The 20,416-nt window shown below is 73.8% G+C and carries 14 protein-coding genes, 1 pseudogene and 1 riboswitch; of the genes and pseudogenes, 10 read left to right on the forward strand and 5 right to left on the reverse strand.

The window, feature by feature from the left end; genetic code table 11:
• Nucleotides 1-225: 225 nt before the first annotated feature.
• From ACQP2H_RS23175 to ACQP2H_RS23185, 3 genes are all read left to right on the forward strand, one after another.
• Nucleotides 226-2,343 (forward strand): HelD family protein, encoded by a 2,118-nt coding sequence (locus ACQP2H_RS23175; RefSeq protein WP_219464136.1) that lies wholly within the window; start codon nt 226-228, stop codon nt 2,341-2,343.
• Nucleotides 2,344-2,537: 194 nt separating this feature from the next.
• A complete protein-coding gene (locus ACQP2H_RS23180) occupies nt 2,538-3,452 on the forward strand; it encodes a cation diffusion facilitator family transporter (RefSeq protein WP_219464137.1) in 915 nt (304 codons plus the stop codon).
• A gap of 232 nt (nt 3,453-3,684) precedes the next feature.
• A riboswitch (cyclic di-AMP (ydaO/yuaA leader) is annotated at nt 3,685-3,816 on the forward strand.
• Nucleotides 3,817-3,819: 3 nt separating this feature from the next.
• Nucleotides 3,820-4,881 (forward strand): coiled-coil domain-containing protein, encoded by a 1,062-nt coding sequence (locus ACQP2H_RS23185; protein ID WP_219464139.1) that lies wholly within the window; start codon nt 3,820-3,822, stop codon nt 4,879-4,881.
• 130 nt (nt 4,882-5,011) lie between these two features.
• Here ACQP2H_RS23185 and ACQP2H_RS23190 read toward each other — a convergent pair whose 3' ends face one another.
• Both ACQP2H_RS23190 and ACQP2H_RS23195 read right to left on the reverse strand, forming a co-directional pair.
• Nucleotides 5,012-5,479, reverse strand: coding sequence for an SRPBCC family protein (locus ACQP2H_RS23190; RefSeq protein WP_219464141.1), 468 nt, complete (start codon nt 5,477-5,479; stop codon nt 5,012-5,014).
• 98 nt (nt 5,480-5,577) lie between these two features.
• Entirely contained in the window at nt 5,578-5,940 is a 363-nt protein-coding gene (locus ACQP2H_RS23195; protein ID WP_067309377.1) for an STAS domain-containing protein, read from the reverse strand.
• Between the two features lie 333 nt (nt 5,941-6,273).
• Here ACQP2H_RS23195 and ACQP2H_RS23200 point away from each other — a divergent pair, with 333 nt between their 5' ends.
• Both ACQP2H_RS23200 and ACQP2H_RS23205 read left to right on the forward strand, forming a co-directional pair.
• Nucleotides 6,274-6,420 carry a hypothetical protein gene (locus tag ACQP2H_RS23200; RefSeq protein ID WP_208568905.1) on the forward strand — a complete coding sequence of 49 codons (147 nt, stop codon included), beginning with the start codon at nt 6,274-6,276 and terminating at the stop codon, nt 6,418-6,420.
• A gap of 286 nt (nt 6,421-6,706) precedes the next feature.
• Nucleotides 6,707-7,105 carry a hypothetical protein gene (locus ACQP2H_RS23205; RefSeq protein ID WP_208568904.1) on the forward strand — a complete coding sequence of 133 codons (399 nt, stop codon included), beginning with the start codon at nt 6,707-6,709 and terminating at the stop codon, nt 7,103-7,105.
• Between the two features lie 232 nt (nt 7,106-7,337).
• Here the strand turns inward: ACQP2H_RS23205 and ACQP2H_RS23210 are convergent, their stop codons facing one another.
• Both ACQP2H_RS23210 and ACQP2H_RS23215 read right to left on the reverse strand, forming a co-directional pair.
• Nucleotides 7,338-10,091 carry a cellulose binding domain-containing protein gene (locus tag ACQP2H_RS23210; RefSeq protein ID WP_357535537.1) on the reverse strand — a complete coding sequence of 918 codons (2,754 nt, stop codon included), beginning with the start codon at nt 10,089-10,091 and terminating at the stop codon, nt 7,338-7,340.
• A 174-nt stretch (nt 10,092-10,265) separates the two neighbouring features.
• The gene (locus ACQP2H_RS23215; RefSeq protein WP_357535539.1) at nt 10,266-12,338 is read right to left on the reverse strand and encodes a hypothetical protein; all 2,073 of its coding nucleotides are present in this window, start codon (nt 12,336-12,338) and stop codon (nt 10,266-10,268) included.
• Nucleotides 12,339-12,705: 367 nt separating this feature from the next.
• Between ACQP2H_RS23215 and ACQP2H_RS23220 the strand changes: the two genes are divergently transcribed.
• Together ACQP2H_RS23220 and ACQP2H_RS23225 are read left to right on the forward strand one after the other, a co-directional pair.
• Entirely contained in the window at nt 12,706-13,203 is a 498-nt protein-coding gene (locus ACQP2H_RS23220) for a redoxin domain-containing protein (RefSeq protein WP_219464143.1), read from the forward strand.
• Nucleotides 13,200-13,745 (forward strand): DsbA family protein, encoded by a 546-nt coding sequence (locus tag ACQP2H_RS23225; protein WP_208568900.1) that lies wholly within the window; start codon nt 13,200-13,202, stop codon nt 13,743-13,745. Before ACQP2H_RS23220 ends, ACQP2H_RS23225 begins: the two co-directional genes overlap by 4 nt.
• Before the next feature lie 209 nt (nt 13,746-13,954).
• Here the strand turns inward: ACQP2H_RS23225 and ACQP2H_RS23230 are convergent.
• A pseudogene (locus tag ACQP2H_RS23230) lies at nt 13,955-17,223 on the reverse strand (LuxR C-terminal-related transcriptional regulator).
• Between the two features lie 236 nt (nt 17,224-17,459).
• Between ACQP2H_RS23230 and ACQP2H_RS23235 the strand changes: the two are divergent.
• From ACQP2H_RS23235 to ACQP2H_RS23245, 3 genes are all read left to right on the forward strand, one after another.
• Complete coding sequence (locus ACQP2H_RS23235; RefSeq protein WP_433228855.1) at nt 17,460-17,942, forward strand: hypothetical protein; 483 nt, start codon at nt 17,460-17,462, stop codon at nt 17,940-17,942.
• On the forward strand, nt 17,939-19,111 hold the full coding sequence (locus ACQP2H_RS23240) for an alcohol dehydrogenase catalytic domain-containing protein (RefSeq protein WP_357535543.1): 1,173 nt from the start codon (nt 17,939-17,941) through the stop codon (nt 19,109-19,111). Before ACQP2H_RS23235 ends, ACQP2H_RS23240 begins: the two co-directional genes overlap by 4 nt.
• A gap of 90 nt (nt 19,112-19,201) precedes the next feature.
• Nucleotides 19,202-20,383 (forward strand): saccharopine dehydrogenase family protein, encoded by a 1,182-nt coding sequence (locus ACQP2H_RS23245; protein ID WP_433228858.1) that lies wholly within the window; start codon nt 19,202-19,204, stop codon nt 20,381-20,383.
• The last annotated feature ends 33 nt before the right edge of the window (nt 20,384-20,416 follow it).

The raw sequence follows: 20,416 nt of genomic DNA on the forward strand, positions 1-20,416 counted from the left end.
ACCGGCTGAACCGCCGGGCGGCACGCGGTTCCCCGCCCCCGGCCACCTCCGCCCACTCCCCCGGTCGGTCCGGGACGGGGAAGGACCACCGGCCGGAGGCCCCGTGGAGGTGGTGGAGGTCGCCGGACGGGTATCGCCCCGACGCGGGGTGGGTGGGTGCCCGTACCCTCATTCCGCCTGGCATGCACCCGTGCCCGGCGTCGCCGTCGCACAGGAGCCGGTACGTTGACCGACCAGACCACCCTGGAACAGGAGATCGCCGCCGAACAACGGCATCTCGACCGGGTGTACGCCCGGCTCGCCGAGCTGCGTCGCGCGGCGGCCCGCGCCGAGCGGGACGGCTACCGGATGGCCGGGGTCGGCACCTTCGGTGCGCTGGTGGAGCGGGACGCCATGGTGTTCCACGCCGCCCAGCGGCGGCACCTGTTGGACGCTGAGCACGAGGGGCTGGTCTTCGGCCGGCTGGACCTGCGCGACCGGCAGGTGCTGCACGTCGGACGGCTCGGGGTGCGCGGTGACGACGCCGAGACGCTGGTGGTCGACTGGCGGGCCCCGGCCGCCGCCGCCTTCTACCGGGCCACTCCGGCGGAGCCGCTGGGCGTGGTGCGGCGGCGCACGATCAGCTCGTCGGACGAGAAGGTCACCCGGATCGAGGACGACCTGCTCGACCCGGAGGCCGCCCCGCCGGACATGCCGGTGGTGGGTGACGGGGCGCTGCTGGCGACCCTGTCCCGGGCGACCGGTCGGGGGATGCGGGACATCATCGCGACCATCCAGCGGGAGCAGGACGAGGCGATCCGCTCCCCCGGTTCGGGGGTCACCATCGTCTCCGGTGGGCCGGGCACCGGGAAGACGGCGGTGGCCCTGCACCGGGCGGCGTACCTGCTCTATGCCGACCGCAGCCGGTACGGTGGCGGCGGCATCCTGGTGGTGGGCCCGTCGGCGGTCTTCGTGGAGTACATCGCCTCGGTGCTGCCGTCGTTGGGTGAGGAGACCGCCACCCTGCACTCGCTGGGGTCGCTGTTCCCCGGCATGTCGGCGACCCGTACGGACGGGCCCGAGGTGGCGGCGGTGAAGGGTTCGCTGCGGATGCGTCGGGTGTTGGAGCGGGCGGCCCGGGACGCGGTGCCGGACGGCCCGCAGGAGCTGCGGCTGCTCTACCGGGGGACGCTGCTGCGGTTGGAGCGGCGTGAGCTGGACGGCATCCGGGACCGGGCGTTGCACCGGGGGGCCCGCCGTAACGAGGTGCGCCGGGTCGGCTTCGACGGGGTGCTCGCCGCGCTCTACGCGCAGGCCCGTCGGTCGGCTGTCAGCGGGCTGCCCGAGCAGCGTGCCTTCGAGGACGAGATCATCGAGCGGCCGGAGTTCCGGGAGTTCCTCAAGGCGTGGTGGCCCCGGCTGCATCCGCGGCACGTGCTGGGCTGGCTGGCCCGCCCGGACCGGCTGCACCGGTACGCGGCCGGCATCCTCTCCCGGGCGGAGATCGGATTGCTCGTCGCGGCGTACCGGTCGTTGGACGTCGAGGGGCTGACGGTGGCCGACATCGCCCTCCTGGACGAGTTGGACGCCCTGCTGGGCCGGCCGGTGCGGCCGAAGAAGGCGAACCGGGACCCGTTCCAGCTGGCCGGCGGTGTGCGGGAGCTGAGCACGTTCGGTGAGCGGCAGCGCGCGGCCCGGGCGGCGGCCCGGGAACGGCCCGAGGACTACCGGGACTACGCGCACGTGGTGGTGGACGAGTCGCAGGACGTCTCGCCGATGCAGTGGCGGATGGTCGGCCGGCGTGGTCGGCTCGCCTCCTGGACGGTGGTGGGTGATCCGGCGCAGACCGCCTGGACGGGCGACCAGCAGGAGTTGGACCGGGCCCGGGACCAGGCGCTGGGCCGGCGGCGGCGGCACCGGTTCACGCTCTCCACCAACTACCGCAACTCGGCGGAGATCTTCGCGGTGGCGGCGGCGGAGATCCGCCGGCTCTATCCCGACCTGGAGTTGCCGAGTGCGGTGCGGTCCACCGGGGTGGAGCCGGTGGCGCTGCACGTGCCGGCGGCGGAGCTGGCCCCGGCGACGGTGGACGCGGTGGACGCGGTGCTGGCCGAGGTGGCCGGGACGGTCGGCGTGATCACGCCGGTGCCGCGCCGCGACGAGGTCGCCGGCTGGTTGGGCGACCGGGGCGGGGCGCGGCTTCAGGTGGTGACGAGTCTCCAGGCCAAGGGCATGGAGTACGACGGGGTGGTGCTGGTCTGCCCCGGGGAGATCCGGGCCGATCCGGGCTCGGGGGTACGGACGCTCTACGTCGCGTTGTCCCGGGCCACCCAGCGCCTCACCACCATCGACCCCACCGGCTGAGCCACCGGCCCCGATCGGCCCGGCCCCTGGTCGAGGGCCACACCGAACGCTTCTGGGTCGTCGGCGACCCCGCTGTCGTGCTGGGTCGACGGCCCCTGCTGTCGCTCCTGGCCGAAGGCCCGGCTGTCACTTGCATACATAGCGATGTGAGCATAGATTGGATCGGGTCCGCAGCGGCGACGGAAGGTGTGGACGTGGGCGCAGGTCATGACCACAGTGCGACGGTCAGTAACGCCGCACACCGGCACCGCGGTCGGCTCTGGGCGGCTTTCGGACTGCTCGCCGTGTTCATGGTGGTCGAGGCGGTGGCCGCGTTCGGCACCGGCTCACTGGCCCTGCTCTCCGACGCCGGCCACATGTTCACCGACGTCCTCGGCATCGGGATGGCCCTGGCGGCGATCACCGCCACCCGGCGGGCCACGCAGGACCCGCAGCGCACCTTCGGCCTCTACCGGCTGGAGGTGCTCGCCGCGCTGGCCAACGCCGTCCTGCTCAGCGGGGTGGCGATCTACGTGCTGATCGAGGCGGTCCGCCGCTTCGGCGAGCCACCCGAGGTGCTGGCCGGCCCGATGCTGGTGGTGGCGGTGCTCGGCCTGCTCGCCAACCTCGTCGCGTTCGGCCTGCTGCGCGAGGGGGCCAAGGAGAGCATCAACCTGCGCGGGGCGTACCTGGAGGTGGTCGGCGACCTGCTCGGCTCCCTCGGCGTGATCGCGGCGGCGCTGCTGATCGCCGGCACCGGCTGGTGGTGGGCCGACCCGGTGGTCGCCGTGGCGATCGGCGTGTTCATCCTGCCCCGCACCTGGCGGCTCGGGCGGGCGGCGGTGCGCATCCTGGTGCAGGCCGCCCCGGAGCATCTCCCGGTGACCGCCGTACACGACCGGTTGACCGCCGTGCCCGGCGTCGCCGAGGTGCACGACCTGCACGTCTGGACGCTCACCTCCGGCATGGACGTCGCCTCGGCCCACCTCACCCTGGCCGGCGACGCCGAGGCCGGCACCGTGCTCGCCGCCGCCCGTGGTGCCCTGCGGGAGGACTTCCACATCGAGCACGCCACTCTTCAGATCGAGCCCCGAGCGACCCCCGGAGCATGCGGCCCGACCCACTGGTGACCCCGACTGCCGCCCTGCGGCCGGGCCGCCGCCCTGCGACCCGGCCGCCGTCTCGTGCCCGGTGGTCGGGCCCACTCTCCGGGAATCGCGCTGTAGATCAACGGCAATTTGCGCCGTTCACACCTTTTGGCAGTATTCACTCTCGTACCCTCAGTCACGAGGTAGGCAGCTGTCCCACGCGTACCGGTAGGCTCGGCTCCGGCCACCGCCAGGCGGCGCCCACCGGCGCCGGCAGTGGCCGCCGCCTAATCGCCCACCAGGGCGAACCGGGGAACCACGTTCCTGGGGTGCATCCGCGTCAGCGGTAGGGATCTTCCGTCCCGAACCCGTCAGCTAACCCGGTCGGCGGCTGACGGAAGGACATCACATGCACGTACGCACCACCACGCGACTACTGGCCGCAGTCGTCACGGCGCTCGCCCTGGGCGTGTCGTCCGCGCCGTTCAGCCCGGCCGTCGCCGCGCCCACCACCCGCCTCGCCGCCCCCGGCGACGACGAGGAGGGCGGCACCCCGGCCCTACGCGACCAGCTCGACGCGGCCAGCAAGGGGTGGCTCGACGCGAAGACCGCCCTCGAGCGCTCCACCCGACGTCAGCAGGAGTTGGACGGCCAGCTCAAGGCCATCGAGGCCCAGCTGGTCACGCAGACCGGCAAGGTCGGCGAGATCGCCGGAGCGGCCTACCGCACCGGCCGCCTCGGGCCGATGTCCGCCCTGCTCAACAGCAACAGCCCCGGTGGCTTCATGGACCGCGCGTCGGCGTTGGAGACGGTCGCGGCCCGGGAGGACCAGGAACTGCGCAAGATGATCGAGACCCGGGACCAGGCCGCCCGGACCCGGGCCGCCGTCAGTCGGGAGATCACCGAGCAGCGCAAGCAGGTCGCCACCATGGGCAAGCGGAAGGATCAGGCCGAACGCGCGCTGGCCGTGGCCGCCGCCGACAAGCCGGCCCCCACCTCCTCCAACGACTCCGGCAGTTCGGAGGGCACGTCCAGCAGCAACGCCAAGGGGGCGCCCCGTAACTCCGACGGTTCCTGGCCGTCCGAGTCGTGCAGCGTCAACGACCCGACCCCGGCCAACGGCTGCATCACCCCGCGTACCCTCAACGCCCTCCAGCAGGCCAAGGCGGCCGGTTTCACCCGGTACGTCTCCTGCCACCGTCCCAGTGGTTCCGGTGAACACCCCAAGGGCCGCGCGTGCGACTTCGCCGCGCAGAAGAACGGCTTCGGCGGGGTGGCCAGCGGCGGCGACCGGACGTACGGCAACAACCTCGCCGCCTACTTCATCCGTAACGCCGACCGGCTCGGCGTGCTCTACGTGATCTGGTTCAAGCGGATCTGGCTGCCGAGCAGCGGCTGGAAGGCGTACAGCGGGGGCAACGGCGACCCGTCCAGCGACCACACCAACCACGTGCACCTGTCGATGTACTGAGCTGGCCCGGTGGCCCGTCCACGACGGGCCACCGGAACACCGCCGACAGCCAACCGGAAGACCGCCCGACGGGCCACCGGAACACCGCCCGACCGCAGGGTCGGGCCCGGTGTCGCAGGTCGGCCCCAGGTCAGCCGGCGGCAGACGGGTCGCCGGCCCGGCCGTCCAGCACCGCGCCGAGCCGGCTGGCCAGCCCGAGGTGAGCGGCGCGGGCCTGCCGGAAGGCGTACCCGAACAACGGTGCCGGCGCGGCGAGGGTGATCTCCACGTCGATCCGCAGCAGGTCACCCTCCGTCCGCAGCCGGGTGTGGTTGCGGACCGTGGTGCCCGGCTGCTGTCGGGCCACCGTCACGATCTCGTCGTCGCCGACCTGCAGGACATCCGCCTGATAGGTGACGGGAAACCGCAGCGGCCCCAACTCCAGCCGATCGGTGATCGCATAGCTGGCCAGGGCGCCCGGCCGGGCGGGCAACCGCCGCACCCGGACGATCAGGGGATGCAGTTCCTCCTGCCGGGACAGGTCGCTCAGCAAGGCCACCGCGTCCGCCTGTGCGCAGCGCGCCTGCACCGTGTAGCTGAAGCTCTCCCGCCGGACCACCGGGCCTCCTGACCGTCGTCGGTCGCACGATCGTGCCGCACCCGGGACGGACTGGCAACGTCCCAGGCCAGCGGGCTCAGGCGGGGCCGGTGGTGCGGTCAGGCGCCCGGCAGCACCTCGGGGGTGGCGGCACCGGCGAAGTATGGCTCCGGAGCGCCGAAGAGACCGAGCAGACCGGTGACCCAGAGCTGCCGGTGCACGAACCGGCTCGGTTCGGTGACGATCAACTTGACCCCACTGACCTCGGCGGTCTGGAACCCGGCGACCATCGCGCTGATCCCGACGGAGTCGATGAAGGTGACCAGTCGCATGTTGAGCTCGATCCGGGCGGGCCGGCCCTTGGCCAGCACCTCGGCGATCGCCTCACGTACCTCGTAGGCGGTGTCGACGTCGATCTCGCCACGAGGGGCGATCTCGATGACACCGGCCGGCAGGACCGACTTCACGATCGACAGGCTCACGCGAGCACCTCCACTCGCCCGTCCCCGGGCGCCTCATCAGTACGCGGGCCGCGACCGAGAGTATTCCTCCGACGGCCTCGGTCGCCACCCCTCGGGATGAGCAATTCGCGGATCCGGACGGACCGGGCCGTCCTTTCCCGCACCGTTGCTGGTCCTGTTCTCTCCGACGAACGGCTCAGCTGGGCCGTTCCAACCGTCCCAGAGTAGCGGTCCGGGTCCACTCCGAGCCGGATGCGGAGGGTCGGGCGAGCCCCGTCCGGCCTCCCGGCGCTGGTTGTGCCCGGTGCCTAGCCTGGGCGAGAGATGGGTCACCACGATCGAGGAGACGGATCGATGCTCAAGAGACTGCTCGGCCTGGCCGGCGTCGGCGCACTGCTCGCTCTCGTGCTCGCCTGCGGCTTCGGCGGTGGCGGGGACGACGACGATGACGACGACGGCGACGATTTCGCCCGCGCGACGTCGGTGGTCCTGGTCCGCTAGCCCCGTGACGTCGGCCCGGTGACCGCGGTCACCGGGCCGACGTCACGGCCGGGACAGGCCGAGTCCCGTCCACCGGTCCGAGGTCACGGTCGGGCCGGGTCGACCAGGAGGGGATGATTTCCACCGGCCGGGATCACGCTCCGTCCGCGTCGGGTTTGCGACCCGGTCGGGTGGGGCACTGCTGGGAGGACGGGCGGACGACCGGGCGGGCGAGTACCGTCACGAGCCGCAGAGACGTCGAAGTCCGAAGTGGCCGCAGACTTCGGCATTCGAGGAGGTAATCACGATGTTCGGCAGCAACCTTCTGGAGCGCCGCAGCAAGCCCGAGCGGATCGCCGACCAGGCCTGGCACCACCTGCTCTCGGCGGTCGACTCCGCCGGTGACAGCGTGCGGGACGCCGCCAGGTCGGTCCGGGACTCGGGACTGGCCGACGCCGGTGACCTGGTCGGCTCGACCGCCGACGAGGCACGCCGACGGGCCACGCTCGCCTTCGACGCGCTCGCCGGCCGCCGCCCGGCCCTGCCCTGGACCCTGCTGATCAGCGCGGCGCTGGTCGGCGCGGCGATCGGCTGGGCTGCCGGCACCGCCGCGCGGGCTGCCGGCAGCAGAGATGACCGGGCCGCCGACGACATCGAGTTCGTCGACGTGGACCGGCCCAACTCCCCGGTCGGTCTGGACGACTGACCGTCCCACGGCACGCACAGGCCCCGGTCGCGCCCTTCGGCGCCGACCGGGGCCTGTGCCGTCTTCGATCCACTCCGTTGGGGCGATGTTGCGGTAGAGACCCGGGGTCGACGCCGCACCATCGCCGCCACTGAGTCGATCAGCCACCGGCCGGGCGGGTCCCAGGCCGGACACGCGCCGGCTCCCCCGACGGGATCGGGGGAGCCGGCAGGTGTCGGATAGTTGATAGTCGTCAGCGGCTGGTGCAGGTGACCGCCGGGACGGTGTTGCTGCCGGTGACGTTGGCGGTGAAGCCGACGCTGGTGGTGGCCCCGGCACCGAGCGCGCCGTTCCACCCGGCGTCGCGCACCGAGACGCGCGCCCCGGTCTGGGTCAGGGTGCCGCCCCAGAGCGAGTTGATCGTCTGACCGTTGGCGAACGTCCAGCTGAGCGTCCAGCCGGCGATCGGCGCGGTGCCCGCGTTCCGCACCGTCACCTCGCCCTGGAAGCCACCCGGCCACGACCCGGTCACCTGGTACGTCGCCGCGCACCCACCGGTGGGCGGCGGGGTCGTCGGCGGCGGGGTGGTGGGCGGAGGCGTGGTGGGGGGCGGCGTGGTCGGCGGAGGCGTGGTCGGCGGAGGGGTGGTGGGGGGCGGCGTGGTGGGGGGCGGCGTGGTCGGCGGAGGCGTGGTCGGGTTGCTGCCGAGCCGGTCGGCGACCAGGATGCCCCGGCCGTTGGTGCCCAGGTAGACCCGGCCGTAGACCCTCGGGTCCCCGGTGAGCGCCTCGCCCGCGTTGCCGTACTGGTGCTGGTCGTCGTTGATCCGCACCCAGGCCCCGCCGGTGTTGTCGGAGCGGTAGACGCCGGCCTTGCCGTCGACGGTGCCGAAGGTGAACACCGCCGGGTACGTCTGCCCGGGGGCGGCCTTGCCGAAGCCGACGTTCACCGCCGCCGACACCCCGGCCAACTTGGTGAAGCTGGCCCCGGAGTCGGTGGAGCGCCACAGCCCGCCCTCACCGGCCAGCCAGACGTCGCCCTCCTTGCCGGGCACCGCCTTGAACTTCACGTTCCCGGTGGCCGGCAGGCCGGTGGCGGCGGAGGCGGTGAAGCTGGCCCCACCGTTGGTGCTGACATAGAACTTGCCGGCGCTGAAGCCGTAGAACTTGTTCTTGTTGACCCGGTCGGACTCGACGACCGCGTTGGCCGGGATACCGGTGGCGGCGGTCCACGAGTTGCCGAAGCCCACCGAGCGGATGACCTGCTGCCCGGCGTCACCCGGGGCCCAGACGAACTGGCTGCCGTCGGCGGCGGCGGCGACCGTGCCGCCGTTGTTGACCCCGCCCGGCTCGCTGCCCTGGAACCAGTTCGCCCCGCCGTCGGTGGAGAACGCGATGTGGCTGTCGTTGGGGCGGTCGGCGTCGGTGAAGTTGCCGGCCCGCACCATCGTCGCCGGGTTCGCCTCGGCGTAGTCGAGGCTGGTGGTGGTGGTGAAGACCGGCTGGGTGAACAGCATCGGCGGCACCGCGTCGAGGTCGGTGTGCCGGAACCCGCCGATGTCACCGAGCCCGCTGATCAGCGGTGCCCCGGTGGGCGGGCTGATCAGGTCCTGTACGGCGGTCTCCTCCAGGCCCTTGACCATCGGCTTGATGGTGAGCTGGCCACCGGTGTCCCACTTGGTGAGGTCGGTGCTGCCGTAGATGGTCGCGCCGGTGCCGTACATGAAGCGGTTCGAGTCGAACGGGTCGATCTCCACCGACTCGTTCATCCAGCCCAGCTTCGGGGACTCCTCCGGCGGGGCCGGGTTGGCCCCGAAGGTCAGCCACGGCACCGAGCTGATGTCCATCTTGAACTTCTTGGTGCGCTCCGGGTAGCTGCCGAACTCCCAGATCCGGCTCCAGGTCGCGCCGCCGTCGGTGCTGCGCCAGAAGATCGCGTCCGGCCACCAGGAGATCTGGGTCGCGACCATCAGGGTGTTCGGCTTCTGCCGGTCGATGGTCAGCCCCGAGTAGCCGAAGTAGGCGTCGCTGCTGGACGACGGGATCGGGCTGATCTGCGTCCACGCCCCGGTGGCCCGGTTGAACTTCCACACGTCACCCTTGCCCCCGTCGTACGGGCCGCCGGTGTCGCTGGTGGCGATGTAGAGGAAGCCGCCGACGGGGTCCACCACACCCTTGTGGGCCAGGTAGCCGGTGGGCTGACCGGCGATCCGCTCCCAGCTGGTGCCACCGTTGGTCGAGCGGTACACCGGGTTCGCCTTGTCCGCCACGCCGACGTAGATGGTCTGCGTGGCGTTGCCCACCGTACCGGTGCTCTTGTCGAAGGTGACCCAGGTCAGGCCCTGGTTCTGGCTCTGGTAGCCGGTGGTGTCGTTGGGGTCGGCCCGGTAGTTGCCGACGTTGGGGAAGTTCGCCACCTTGGCCCAGGTGACCCCGAAGTCGGTGCTGCGCCACAGGCCGTTGCCGCCCTCGGCGCCGTAGTAGATGACGCTGTTCTTGTTGGGGTCGACGGCGAGCCGCTCGCCCATGCCCCGGCCGGGCATGTTGCCGCCGTTCTTGAACGGCAGCGCGGTGGCCTGCCAGGTGGCACCCTTGTCCGAAGAGCGCAGGATCGCGCCGTTGTTCGGGTCCCAGTCGTTGGTGTACATGCCGACGGCCGCGTACACCCGGTTGGTCTGCACCGGGTCGGTGGCCAGGCTGACCACGCCGTTGTAGCCCCACTTGTCCGCGCCGACCCAGTCGAGCAGCGGCGTCCAGGACTGGCTGGCCTGCTCCCACCGGTACGCGCCGCCGATGTCGGTGCGCGCGTAGATCAGGTTCTTCTCGGTCTGGTTGAAGACGATGCCGGGGACGAAGCCGCCACCGTCGATCCGGACGTTCTTCCAGCTGTACGGTTCGGCCGCCGCCGCGGCGGCCTCGGTGGATGGTGCGACGGTGAACTGTACGGCCACGACGGCCGTGGCAGCGGCCAGCACGGTGGTGACCGCGCCGACGAGACTTCTCCGCATCTGCGGTTCCTCTCGGGATGCCAGGGTGAGGGTGCGACGCCCCGTGGGGACGTCGACGGGTGCGAAGAGCTGCCCTGGCTCCCCGCCGGCACGCTTGGCTCCCGCTGCCGAAGAAGAAGTCAACAGTAACCGCTGCGCCGCCGAATTAGGAAGCGCTCCCAACTAACTCGGCCATCAGAGCCGGTAGATGACGTCCTCGCCGACCATTTCCCGACTGATGCCCAACCCGTCCACCGGTCGGGCGGCCACGTCCGCCCACGGGGTGCCGGGCGCCCAACCGGGCAGCAGCACCACCGTGCGCACCCCCACCTGCCGCAGGTACGCCACCGAGGTCGCGTCCGGGAAGGTCATGCTCGCCGCCCGGATCCGCTCCTGGGACTGTGGGGTGAACGAGGCCAGCCCGTTGACCACCTTGGGGAACCCGTCGGTGGACCACAGCATCACGTGCAACTCCCGGATACCGTCGCTGGGCAGCACCAACGCCGGGCCGGTCAGCCCGCGCAGCACCGCCGGTTGCACCGGTGCCGGCACGTGCGGGGTGCGGTTGACCCCTTCCAGCAGGACCAGCACCAGCGGCACCAGCAACGCCAACCGGGCCAGCCGCCACTGCCCGCCGTCCCGCTTCGGGGCCGGCTTCCGGGGGGCCGTCTGCTCGGCCGCCGGTTCGGACCACGCCGCCGACCGCAGCATCGGTCGCGCCGCCGCCTGCGCCTGCCCCGGTACGACCACCTCCGCCGGCACCGCCGCCCGCACCGGTACGGCCCCCTCCGCCGAGGGTGCCAGCGCTCCCCGGTCCGCCGCCATCGCGACGGCCGGGTCCGCCGGTCGCAGCGTCGGCGGCGCTCCCGGTTCCACCGCCCCGGACACGACCGACTCCGCCCCCGGCACGGCCGACTCCGCCCCCGGCTCCGGTGGTTGCCCCCCGGTCGGCCCCGGTGCCGGTTCCCCGTCCCGCACGGCCCGGGAAGCCGGCTCGCGCACCGTCAACGCCCCGGCGGCGAGCAGGCCGAGCAGCAGGGTCGTCCACAGCACCAGCCGGCCCGGGGTGCGCACCCCGTCCCAGCCCGGGGCGTGCTCGACAAGCGTCACGTAACCGGGGTTGCCGTCACCGCCGAACGTGGTGCCCGCCGCGAGCGCCACGCTGACCAACGCCGCGCCGGCCAGCATCAGCCGGTGCCGCAGCCGCCACGCGGAGAAGAACAGCCCGGCCATCGCCAGGGACAACAGCACCACCCCGGGCAGCAGGGTCATCTCACCCGGGAAGCCGAGCGTGGCCCGGGCCGCCTCGTGCCGCTCCCCCCACAGCCAGGACTCCGGCGGCGCGGTGACGAACCCCCGCCACGGCGGGGAGAACATCTCGATCTGGGCCACCGTGCGCCGACCGGACGGGTTGCGGGCCACCACCTCGAAGTACGGTGCGGCCATCGCCAGGGTCACCACGGCGAAGCCGATCCCCCCGGCCAGGTCGGCCAGGAGCAGGCCACGCGGCACCGCCGGCCGGGACCGCCGCCGCCGCCACACCACGGCGTACGTCACCGCCACGCCGAGGCAGATCAGTCCCAGCGCGTACGCGAAGGGCAGGCCGATGCCGAAGCCGAGGGTGACCTGCCAGGCGGCGACCGCCCACCCGGCGACCGCCCAGCCGGGGCGGACCCGGTCGGGCCGGTGGCCGTGCCGCAGCGACCAGCCGTGCCCCCGGGCCAGCATGGCCAACGCGAGGGCGATCCCGCCGATGCTGATCACGTGCAGGTGACCGGCCTGGGCGAGCTTCCACGGGGCGTACGCGAAGGACACCCCGGCCACCGCCGCACCCGCCCGGCCGGCCCCCACCTGCCGGGCCAGCGCGTACGCCCCGAACAGGGCGAGGGCGTGGGTCAGCATGTAGAGCAGGTTGTAGCGGATCACGGCGGCCACCGGACCGTCCCCGATCATCCCGAACGGGGCGTACCCGAGCAGGGTGTCGGAGTAGGCATAGGTGTACGGCTCGGGATAGAACGTGTTGGAGTGCCAGACCTGGAACGGGTTGGTGAGCAGGGCGTGCCCACCCCAGGCCACCTGCCACGCCTGGAGCGTCGGATCACCGGTGTCCTGCGGGATGGTGCTCGCCGGATCCCGCAGGGTCGGCCAGGTCAGCACCACGGCCAGCAGCAGCGCGGCGACCGCCGCCAGGGTCCATTCGTGCCGGGCCACCCGCCACGACACCCCCGCCAGCCGGCGGCCGAACACCCGAATCTGATCGACGTCCATCTCTCCACCCCGTCCTTTGCCGTCCGTCAGACTGCCCGAGTCCGATCCGGTTGTCGACACCGTGACCCGCCCGATTTTCAGACCGGGCTCCCCTTCGTCGTCCGAATCCGATCCGCTGGCGACCACCGGATCGGACTACCGGTTCGGGTCCGGGGCGACCACCGGGGCGGGTTCGGCCCGGTCGCGGACCACCAGGGCGGATCCGGTCGCGGACCACCAGGTCGGGCCCGGTCGCGGACCACCAGGGCGGGCCCGGTCGCGGAGCACCAGGGCGGATATGGGCGGACCATCGGGGCGGGTCCGGGCGGACGAGGACCACCCGGGTCGGGTGAGTCGGCCTCACCCGGGCTGCCGGAGGGTGGGAGGCATGACTGGACCCGACGGACTGATCCGACCCGGGACGCCGGCCCCCGAGTTCACCCTGCCGGCCACCCCGGACGGGCGACGGACCGGCCCCGGGCAGTTCCGTGGCCGGCCGGTGGTGCTCGCCTTCTATCCCGCTGACTGGTCCCCGGTGTGCGGCGACCAGATGGCGCTCTACCAGGCCGCGATGCCGGAGTTCGAGCGGTACGACGCGGTGGTGCTGGGCGTCTCGGTGGACAGCCTCTGGTCACACCGGGCCTTCGCCGAGGCCCGGGGCGTCCGGTTTCCGCTGCTGTCCGACTTCGAACCCAAGGGTGAGGTGGCCCGGGTCTACGGGGCGTACACGCCGCAGGGGCAGGCCGGTCGGGCCCTGGTGGTGCTCGACCCGGCCGGGACGGTGACCTGGAGCTACCTGTCCCCCGCCGAGGTGAACCCGGGTGCCGACGGCATCCTCGACGCGTTGGACCAGCTCGGCACCGGGCGGCAGGTGGTGGCCCGATGAGCACCCCGTTGCAGGTCACCGCCCGACTCCGGGTGCCGGTGACGGAAACCGACCACATCCGCGGGCCACTGGACGCACCGGTCACCATCGTGCAGTACGGCGACTTCCAGTGCCCGTACTGCGGGGCCGCCCACCCGAACCTGACCGAGGTGCTGCGGCAGCGCCAGGACACCGTACGGCTGGTCTACCGGCACTTCCCGATCACCAACCTCCACCCGTACGCCGAGCGGGCCGCCGAGGTGGCCGAGGCGGCCGGCCGCCGGGACCGGTTCTGGGAGATGCACGACTGGCTCTACGAACACCAGGACCAACTCGACCCGGTGCACCTGTCGCTCGGCGTGGCGCAGGTGGGTCTGCCGCCGGACGAGATCGACGCGGAGGTCGACCGGCACGCGTACGGCGACCGGGTCCGTCACGACTTCACCGGCGGCATCCGCAGCGGGGTGAACGGCACCCCCACCCTCTTCATCGGCGACCACCGTCACGAGGGCCCCTTGGACCTCCCCACCCTCCTGACCGCAGTAGACACCACCACCCCCTGACCCACCCACCCCACCCAGCCCCACCCACCCACATTGATCAAGAGGTTTGCGTCAACCAACCCACCTCCGCCCCGTTGATCAAGAGGTTTGCGTCAACTTGAAGATCGAACTTGACGCAAACCTCTTGATCAACGGGGCGGCAGGGTTGGCGGGGCGGGGGTGGCGGCGGCGGGGGTGGGGCAGGGGGCAGGGTGGGTGGGGTGGGGTTGTTAGAGGAGGCGGAGGGAGCGGGCTCGGCGGACGGCTTCGCGGCGGCGGGTGGCGTCGAGCTTGCGGTAGATGTTGCGGACGTGGGTCTTGACGGTGTTGACCGACAGGGAGAGTTCACCGGCGATCTCGACGTTGGACAGGATGCTCTGGAGATACCGCAGAATGGTCAGCTCCCGCTCGGTGAGCGGCTCGGGGAGCGCCCGTTCCGGAGCGCCCGGCCCCCACTGCGGGTCACCCGATCCGTGCTCGGTCGGTTGTTCGGCGTCGCGTACCAGGTCGCTGACCGCCGGCCAGTGCGCCGTACCCGAGTCCAGGTGGGCGGCGAGCAGGTCCCGGACCTCCGGTTCGGCCCGGGTGAACACCCGGCGGTAACCGTGTCGGCCGGACAGGTCCAGCACCCGTTCCAACAGCCGACCGGCCCGGCGCTCGTCACCGGACCGCCGGGCCAGCACCGCGTCGAGGACACCGGTGGCGAGCCGTACCGACAGCGGCCAGCCGGCGGCGTCCGGGGCGTCCCAGTCGGGTAGCGCGTGACCGGCGGCCCGGACGTCGCCCGCCCGCAGCTCCACCCGGGCCAGCGCCAGGCCCAGCACCGGGTCGGGGTCCGGCTCCCGGGACCGCTCGGCGAGCAACCGGCGGGCGGTGTCCAGGTCCCCCTGTTCACCCCGTAGGTCCGCCTCCAGCGCGAGCAGCCGATCGGCCAACCCTCCGCCCCCCACCAGCCCTCCACCCCACACCCCGTCTCCGGCCAGCCCTCCGTCCCCGGCCGGCCCCACATCCCACACCCCGACCTCGACCAGCCCCCCATCCCCGGCCGACTCTCCGCCCCCGGTCAGACCTCCACCCCACACCCCACCCCCGGTCAGCGCTGCGCCGGGGAGGGTACGGGCTCCGGTCAGCTCGTTCCGGGCCCGGCGCACCACCTCGATCGCCGCCGCCGGCTCGCCGGCGTCACGCAGCAAGGTCGCCCGACACAGCGCCACCACCGCACCGACCGTGCCCCCGCCAGGTGCCACCCCGACCATGACCGGAGCAGCCGCCGCACCGACCCCCACCCCCGCCCCACCCCGAGCAGCCGCCGCACCGAACGCCACCCCGGCCCCGACACGAGCGGACGCCACCCCGAACCCGACCGGGGTAGGCAGCGCACCGATCGCCGCGTCGGCCGTAGGGGTGCCGGATGTCGTACCGCCCGCACCGGATGCCTCGCCCGGCATGGCCGCGCCGGCCGCCGCCAGTTCGGCGGTCGCCTCCGTGGGCTGGTCCCGGTGCAGCGCCACCAGGGCCAGGGCCAGATGGGCGTAGCCACAGTCGACCCGACTCGACCAGCCCTGGCAGGGGGGCATGACCAGCGCCGCGTGGGCGGTCTCTTCGGCTGGCGCAAGCTCACCGGCCAGGGCGAGCAGCAGTGCGGTGCGGGTCGCGTCGACCAGTTCGGTCCGGGGCCGCCCGGCCTGCCGGGCCGCCGCCAGCGCCCGGGTGAACCATGCCCCGGCCGACCGTAGTTCCCCCTCGGCCAGCTCGACCAGGCCGAGCGCGGTGCCGGCCACCGCCAGGACGTCCACGTCCTCGCCGGTCCGGGGGTCGTCGCCGGTCGGTGCCACCGCTTCGGGGTGGTCGCCAACGACGGCCGGCCGGTGGGTCGGCGTCGCGGCGGGCCGGCAGGGCGGCGGAGTCGGCGGCAGGGCAGGCCCGGTGACGGTGGCGAGCAGTCGGGCGGCGGCCCGGCGTACCCCGGATGGTCGCCGGCCAACCGGGCGAGGGTGAGTTCCAACGCCAGGGCCAGCCGGTGGAACCGGTCACGGCGCGGAGCCGGCAGCGAGCGGGCCGCCGCCACCGCGTCGCGCAGCCAGGCGGTCGCCGCCTCCCGGTCGCCCGCGTACGCCCGCTCGGTGCCGGCGGCCAACGCCAGCTCCGGGTCCCGGTGCACCGCCTCGGCGGGCGGCGGCGCGGGCGGGGCCACATCCGGTGTCCCCCGGTCGTACGGCAGCAGCTCCGGCCAGTGGGTCAGCAGCAACCCGGTGGCCCGGTCCCACTGCCCGGCGGTGAGCGCGTGGCGCAACGCCTCGGCCGGCCGGTCGTGGTCGGTGTGCCAGTCGGCGGCCCGCCCGTGCAGCTCGGCGCGTTCCCCGTCGGCGAGGTCGGCGAGTTCCTCGCGCAGCAGGTCGGCCAGCAGCGGATGCGGTCGGTACCAGGGTGGGTCGCTGTCGTCGCGGTGCAGGAATCCGCCGTCGCGGGCCAGCCCGGCCAGCAGGTGCCCGGCGTCGGCACGACCGGTCAACGCGTCGGCCAGGTCGGCGCGGACCGCCGGGCCGACGGCGCAGCGCCGCAGCACTTCCCGGGCCGGCGGCGGCAGCTGCCCCAGCACCTCGGCCCGCAGGTACGCCGCCACGTCCGGGTGGTCACCCCCGAACCGGGCCGCCCACCGCTGCGGATCGGACTGCCCCCGGGCGGCGAGCGCGGCGAACCGCAGACCCGCCGGCCAACCACCCGTGCGGTCCCGCAGCCGGGCGACCGCCGCCGCAGGCAGGGGCACCCCGTGCGCCACCAGCAGGTCGGCCACCTCGTCGGTGGTGAAGGCCAACTCGTCGGGGCCGATCTCGGTCAGGTCACCGGCCAGCCGTAGCCGGTGCAGGGCCGGTGGCAGGTCGGTGCGGGCGGCGGCGATCAGGCGCAGCCGGCCGTCGGCGTGCCGCAGCAGGAACTCCAGGCCGGTGAGCACCGCCGGGTCGGTGACCCGGTGCAGGTCGTCGACGACGAGCCGGACCGGGCGTTCCCGGGCGGCCAGGGTCGCGGCGAGCGCCTCCAACTGCTCCGACCGCACCGGCACGACCGACGGCTGGGCGGCCGACGCGCCAGGCCGCCCGGCAGGCGGTGCGCCAGGCCGCCCGGCAGGCGGTGCGCCAGGCAGGGCGGCAGGCGGTGCGCCAGGCAGGGCGGCGGGTGGTGCGTGCGGCGGTGGCTCGGCCGCGCCCCGCAGGGCTGCCGTGAGGTACGCCCAGAGCCGCTCCCCGCTGTCGCCCGCCTCGACCTGAACCCAGGCCGGGGGGTCCTCGTCCGCCGCTCGCGCCCAGGCGGTGAGGATCGTCGTCTTGCCCCACCCTGCGGCGGCCCGGACCAGGGTGAGGGTGCCGGCAGCTCCGGCGTCGAGGCGGGCCGACAGCCGGGGACGCCACAGCATCGGCTCCGGCGGGGCGGGCGGGGTGAGCCGGGACGCCAGCAGCGGCGGGCCGGCGGGCACCTCGGCGCTGTCGTGCTGCTGCGGCATCCGCCCTCCCCCGGTCAGCGCGTTCCGCCCCGGTCGGCGCCCTCCGGCCGGTCGGCGCGTTCCTCCCGGTCGGCGCGCTCCGGACCGGTCGGCGGCGGTTACCCGGACCGGACCGGTTCACCCCTTCGGGACGAGTCCGGTTCACCCGGTCCCCACCGAGGATGGGCGGATCGGGCAGCCGGTGTGGCGTGACCGGCTGCTGCGCACCGGTCCCGGCGAAGAGGCGGGTGGTACGGATGGGACGACTGACCCGTGGCGGGTTCACCCTCCTTCGGGCGCACCGGGCGGGGGTCGACGCCCGGTCGGGCCGCTGGCAGGTGGTCACGGTCGGGGTGTCGGCGGCCGAGCTGATGCCCGACGGGCGGTGGCCGGAGCCGCTGCGCCCACTGGCTGACGCGGTGGAGCTGCACCTGCGGCCGGCCCCCGGTGGGCGGGGCACCGAGCTTTCGGTCCGCCCCCTCGGCGGGGTGGCGACCCTGCCCGGGATGGCCGCCCACCTGGTCGGCGACGATCCCGACGGCTACCTGCGGCAGGTGTTGCGCACGGTCCGGCAGCTCGCCGAGACCGGTGAGGTGCTACGCGCCGACCGGCCCGCCGCCGAACGCCCCGCGACCGCGCCACCCGGGACCGGGCCGCACGCGACCGGGCCGCCCGCGACCGGGCCGCCCGCGACCGGGACCGGGCCGCACGGGACCGACGGCCCGGTGGTGCCCGGATGAGGGCGCTGTGCTGGGAGGGCGTCGACCGGCTCGCGGTACGCCAGGTGCCCGACCCGGAACTGCGCAACGCCCACGACATGATCGTCCGGGTCCGGCGCAGCACCACCTGCGGGGCCGACCTGCCGATGCTCGCCGGCCGGGTGCCGGGCCTGGCCGCCGGGGACGTGCTCGGGCACGAGTTCCTCGGCGACGTGGCCGAGGTCGGCCCGGCGGTCCGGCGGCACCGCGTCGGTGACCGGGTGGTGGTCTGCGCGGCCGTGGCCTGCGGGAACTGTTGGTACTGCCGGCAGGGGCTCTACTCGTGCTGCGACAACGGCACGGCCACCGGGACGGTCGGCGAGGCGGCCTGGGGGCAGCCCACCGGCGGCTGCTACGGCCATCCCCGGACAGCGGGTGGGTTCGCCGGCAGCCACGCCGAGTACGTCCGGGTGCCGTACGCCGACGTGGGGGCGTTCACCGTGCCCGACCCGGTCAGCGACGACCGGGCGGTCTTCGCCTCGGACGCCGCCCCGGCCGGTTGGATGGGTGCCGAGCTGGGTGCGGTCCGCCCCGGTGACGTGGTCGCGGTCTGGGGGGCGGGTGCGGTGGGGCAGCTCACCGCGCAGGCGGCGACGGTGCTCGGGGCGGAACGGGTGATCGTGATCGACCGGTACCCGGAACGGTTGCGGATGGCCGAACGGCACACCGGCGCCGAGACGTTGCACTACGAACACACTGATGTCCCCGCCGAACTGCGGGAACGCAGTGGTGGCCGGGGGCCCGACGTCTGCGTGGAGGCGGTGGGGGTGGCCGACGGCGGGGGCCGGCCGGTCTCGCTCGCCGACCGGTTCACCGGCCGGGGCGGCCCGGTCGAGGACCCCCTGGCGGTACGGGAGGCGGTGCACGCCTGCCGCAAGGGTGGCACGGTCTTCGTCTCGGGCACCTTCACCGGTTTCGTGGACGCCTTCCCGCTGGGCGCGGTGATGCACAAGGGTCTCACCCTGCGCAGCGCCCGGCAGCACGGTCAGCGGTGGATTCCGATGCTGCTGGACCGGATGGCCCGCGACGAGCTGCGTACCGAACACCTGGCGACGCACCGGTTCGACCTGGACCAGGCCCCGACGGGGTACGCGCTGTTCCGGGACCGCGCCGACGGTTGTGTGCGGGCGGTGTTCAGCCCGCACGGCTGAGTCGTCCGGGTGGGTGCCGGTCGCCGCGGTGCGGACCGGTCCACCCCCGGTGCCCAGGTGAGGGCCGGGTGCGGGTGGCACACTCGGCGGATGTCCCACGACCGCCCGTACGACATCGTCCTGTTCGGCGCGACCGGCTTCACCGGCGGGCTGACCGCCGAATATCTGGCCCGGCACGCCCCGGTGGGGTTGCGTTGGGCGTTGGCCGGCCGCAACCCGGCGAAGCTGGCGGCGGTCCGGGACCGGCTCGCCGCCATCGACCCGGCCCTGGCCGGGCTGCCGCTGCTCACCGCCGACGTCACCGACGCCGGGTCGCTGCGGGTGGTGGCGGAGGCGACCCGGGTGCTCGCCACCACCGTCGGACCGTACGTGCACCACGGGGAGCCGCTGGTCGCGGCGTGTGCCGCCGTCGGCACCGACTATCTCGACATCACCGGTGAGCCGGAGTTCGTGGACCTGATGTACGTGCGGCACCACGCCGAGGCGGTGCGTACCGGGGCCCGGTTGGTGCACGCCTGCGGTTTCGACTCGATCCCGCACGACCTGGGCGTCTGGTACACGGTCCGGCAGTTGCCGTCGGACGGGCCGATCATGGTGGACGGGTTCGTCCGGGCCGGGGGGAAGTTCTCCGCCGGCACGTACCATTCGGCGCTCACCGCGTTCTCGCGTACCGCGCAGACGAAGCAGGCGGCGCGGGCCCGGCGGGCGGTCGAACCCCGCCCGGACGGACGCCGGGCCCGCGCGGTGGCCGGGAAGTTGGGCCGGTCCGCGGCGACCGGCATGTGGGCGGTGCCGCTGCCCACCATCGACCCGCAGGTGGTACGCCGGTCCGCCGCGGCCTGCCCGGAGTACGGCCCGGACTTCCGCTACCGGCACTTCGCCGCCGTCAAGCGGCTGCCGACGGTGCTGCTGGCCGGGGTGGGGATGGCCGGGGTGGTCGGGCTGGTGAAGCTGCCACCGACCCGGCGCTGGCTGCTCGGCCGGCTCGCCTCCGGGCAGGGTCCGAGCGCCGCGCAGCGGGCCCGGTCGTGGTTCCGGGTGCGGTTCGTCGGCGAGGGCGGGGGCCGCACCGTCCGCACCGAGGTCTCCGGCGGTGATCCCGGCTACGACGAGACCGCCAAGATGCTCGCCGAGTCGGCCCTCTGCCTGGCGTACGACGAACTGCCCGCCACCAGCGGGCAGCTGACCCCGGTGACGGCGATGGGCGATGCGCTGCTGGACCGCTTGGTGAGGGCCGGCATGACGTTCCGGGTCCTCCCGGCGGGGAGCTGACCGGGGCGACGACCCGACGGCTTGACCCTCGAC

The sequence above is a fragment of the Micromonospora sp. CA-248260 genome (genome assembly GCF_050942205.1).
GTDB lineage: Bacteria > Actinomycetota > Actinomycetes > Mycobacteriales > Micromonosporaceae > Micromonospora > Micromonospora antibiotica.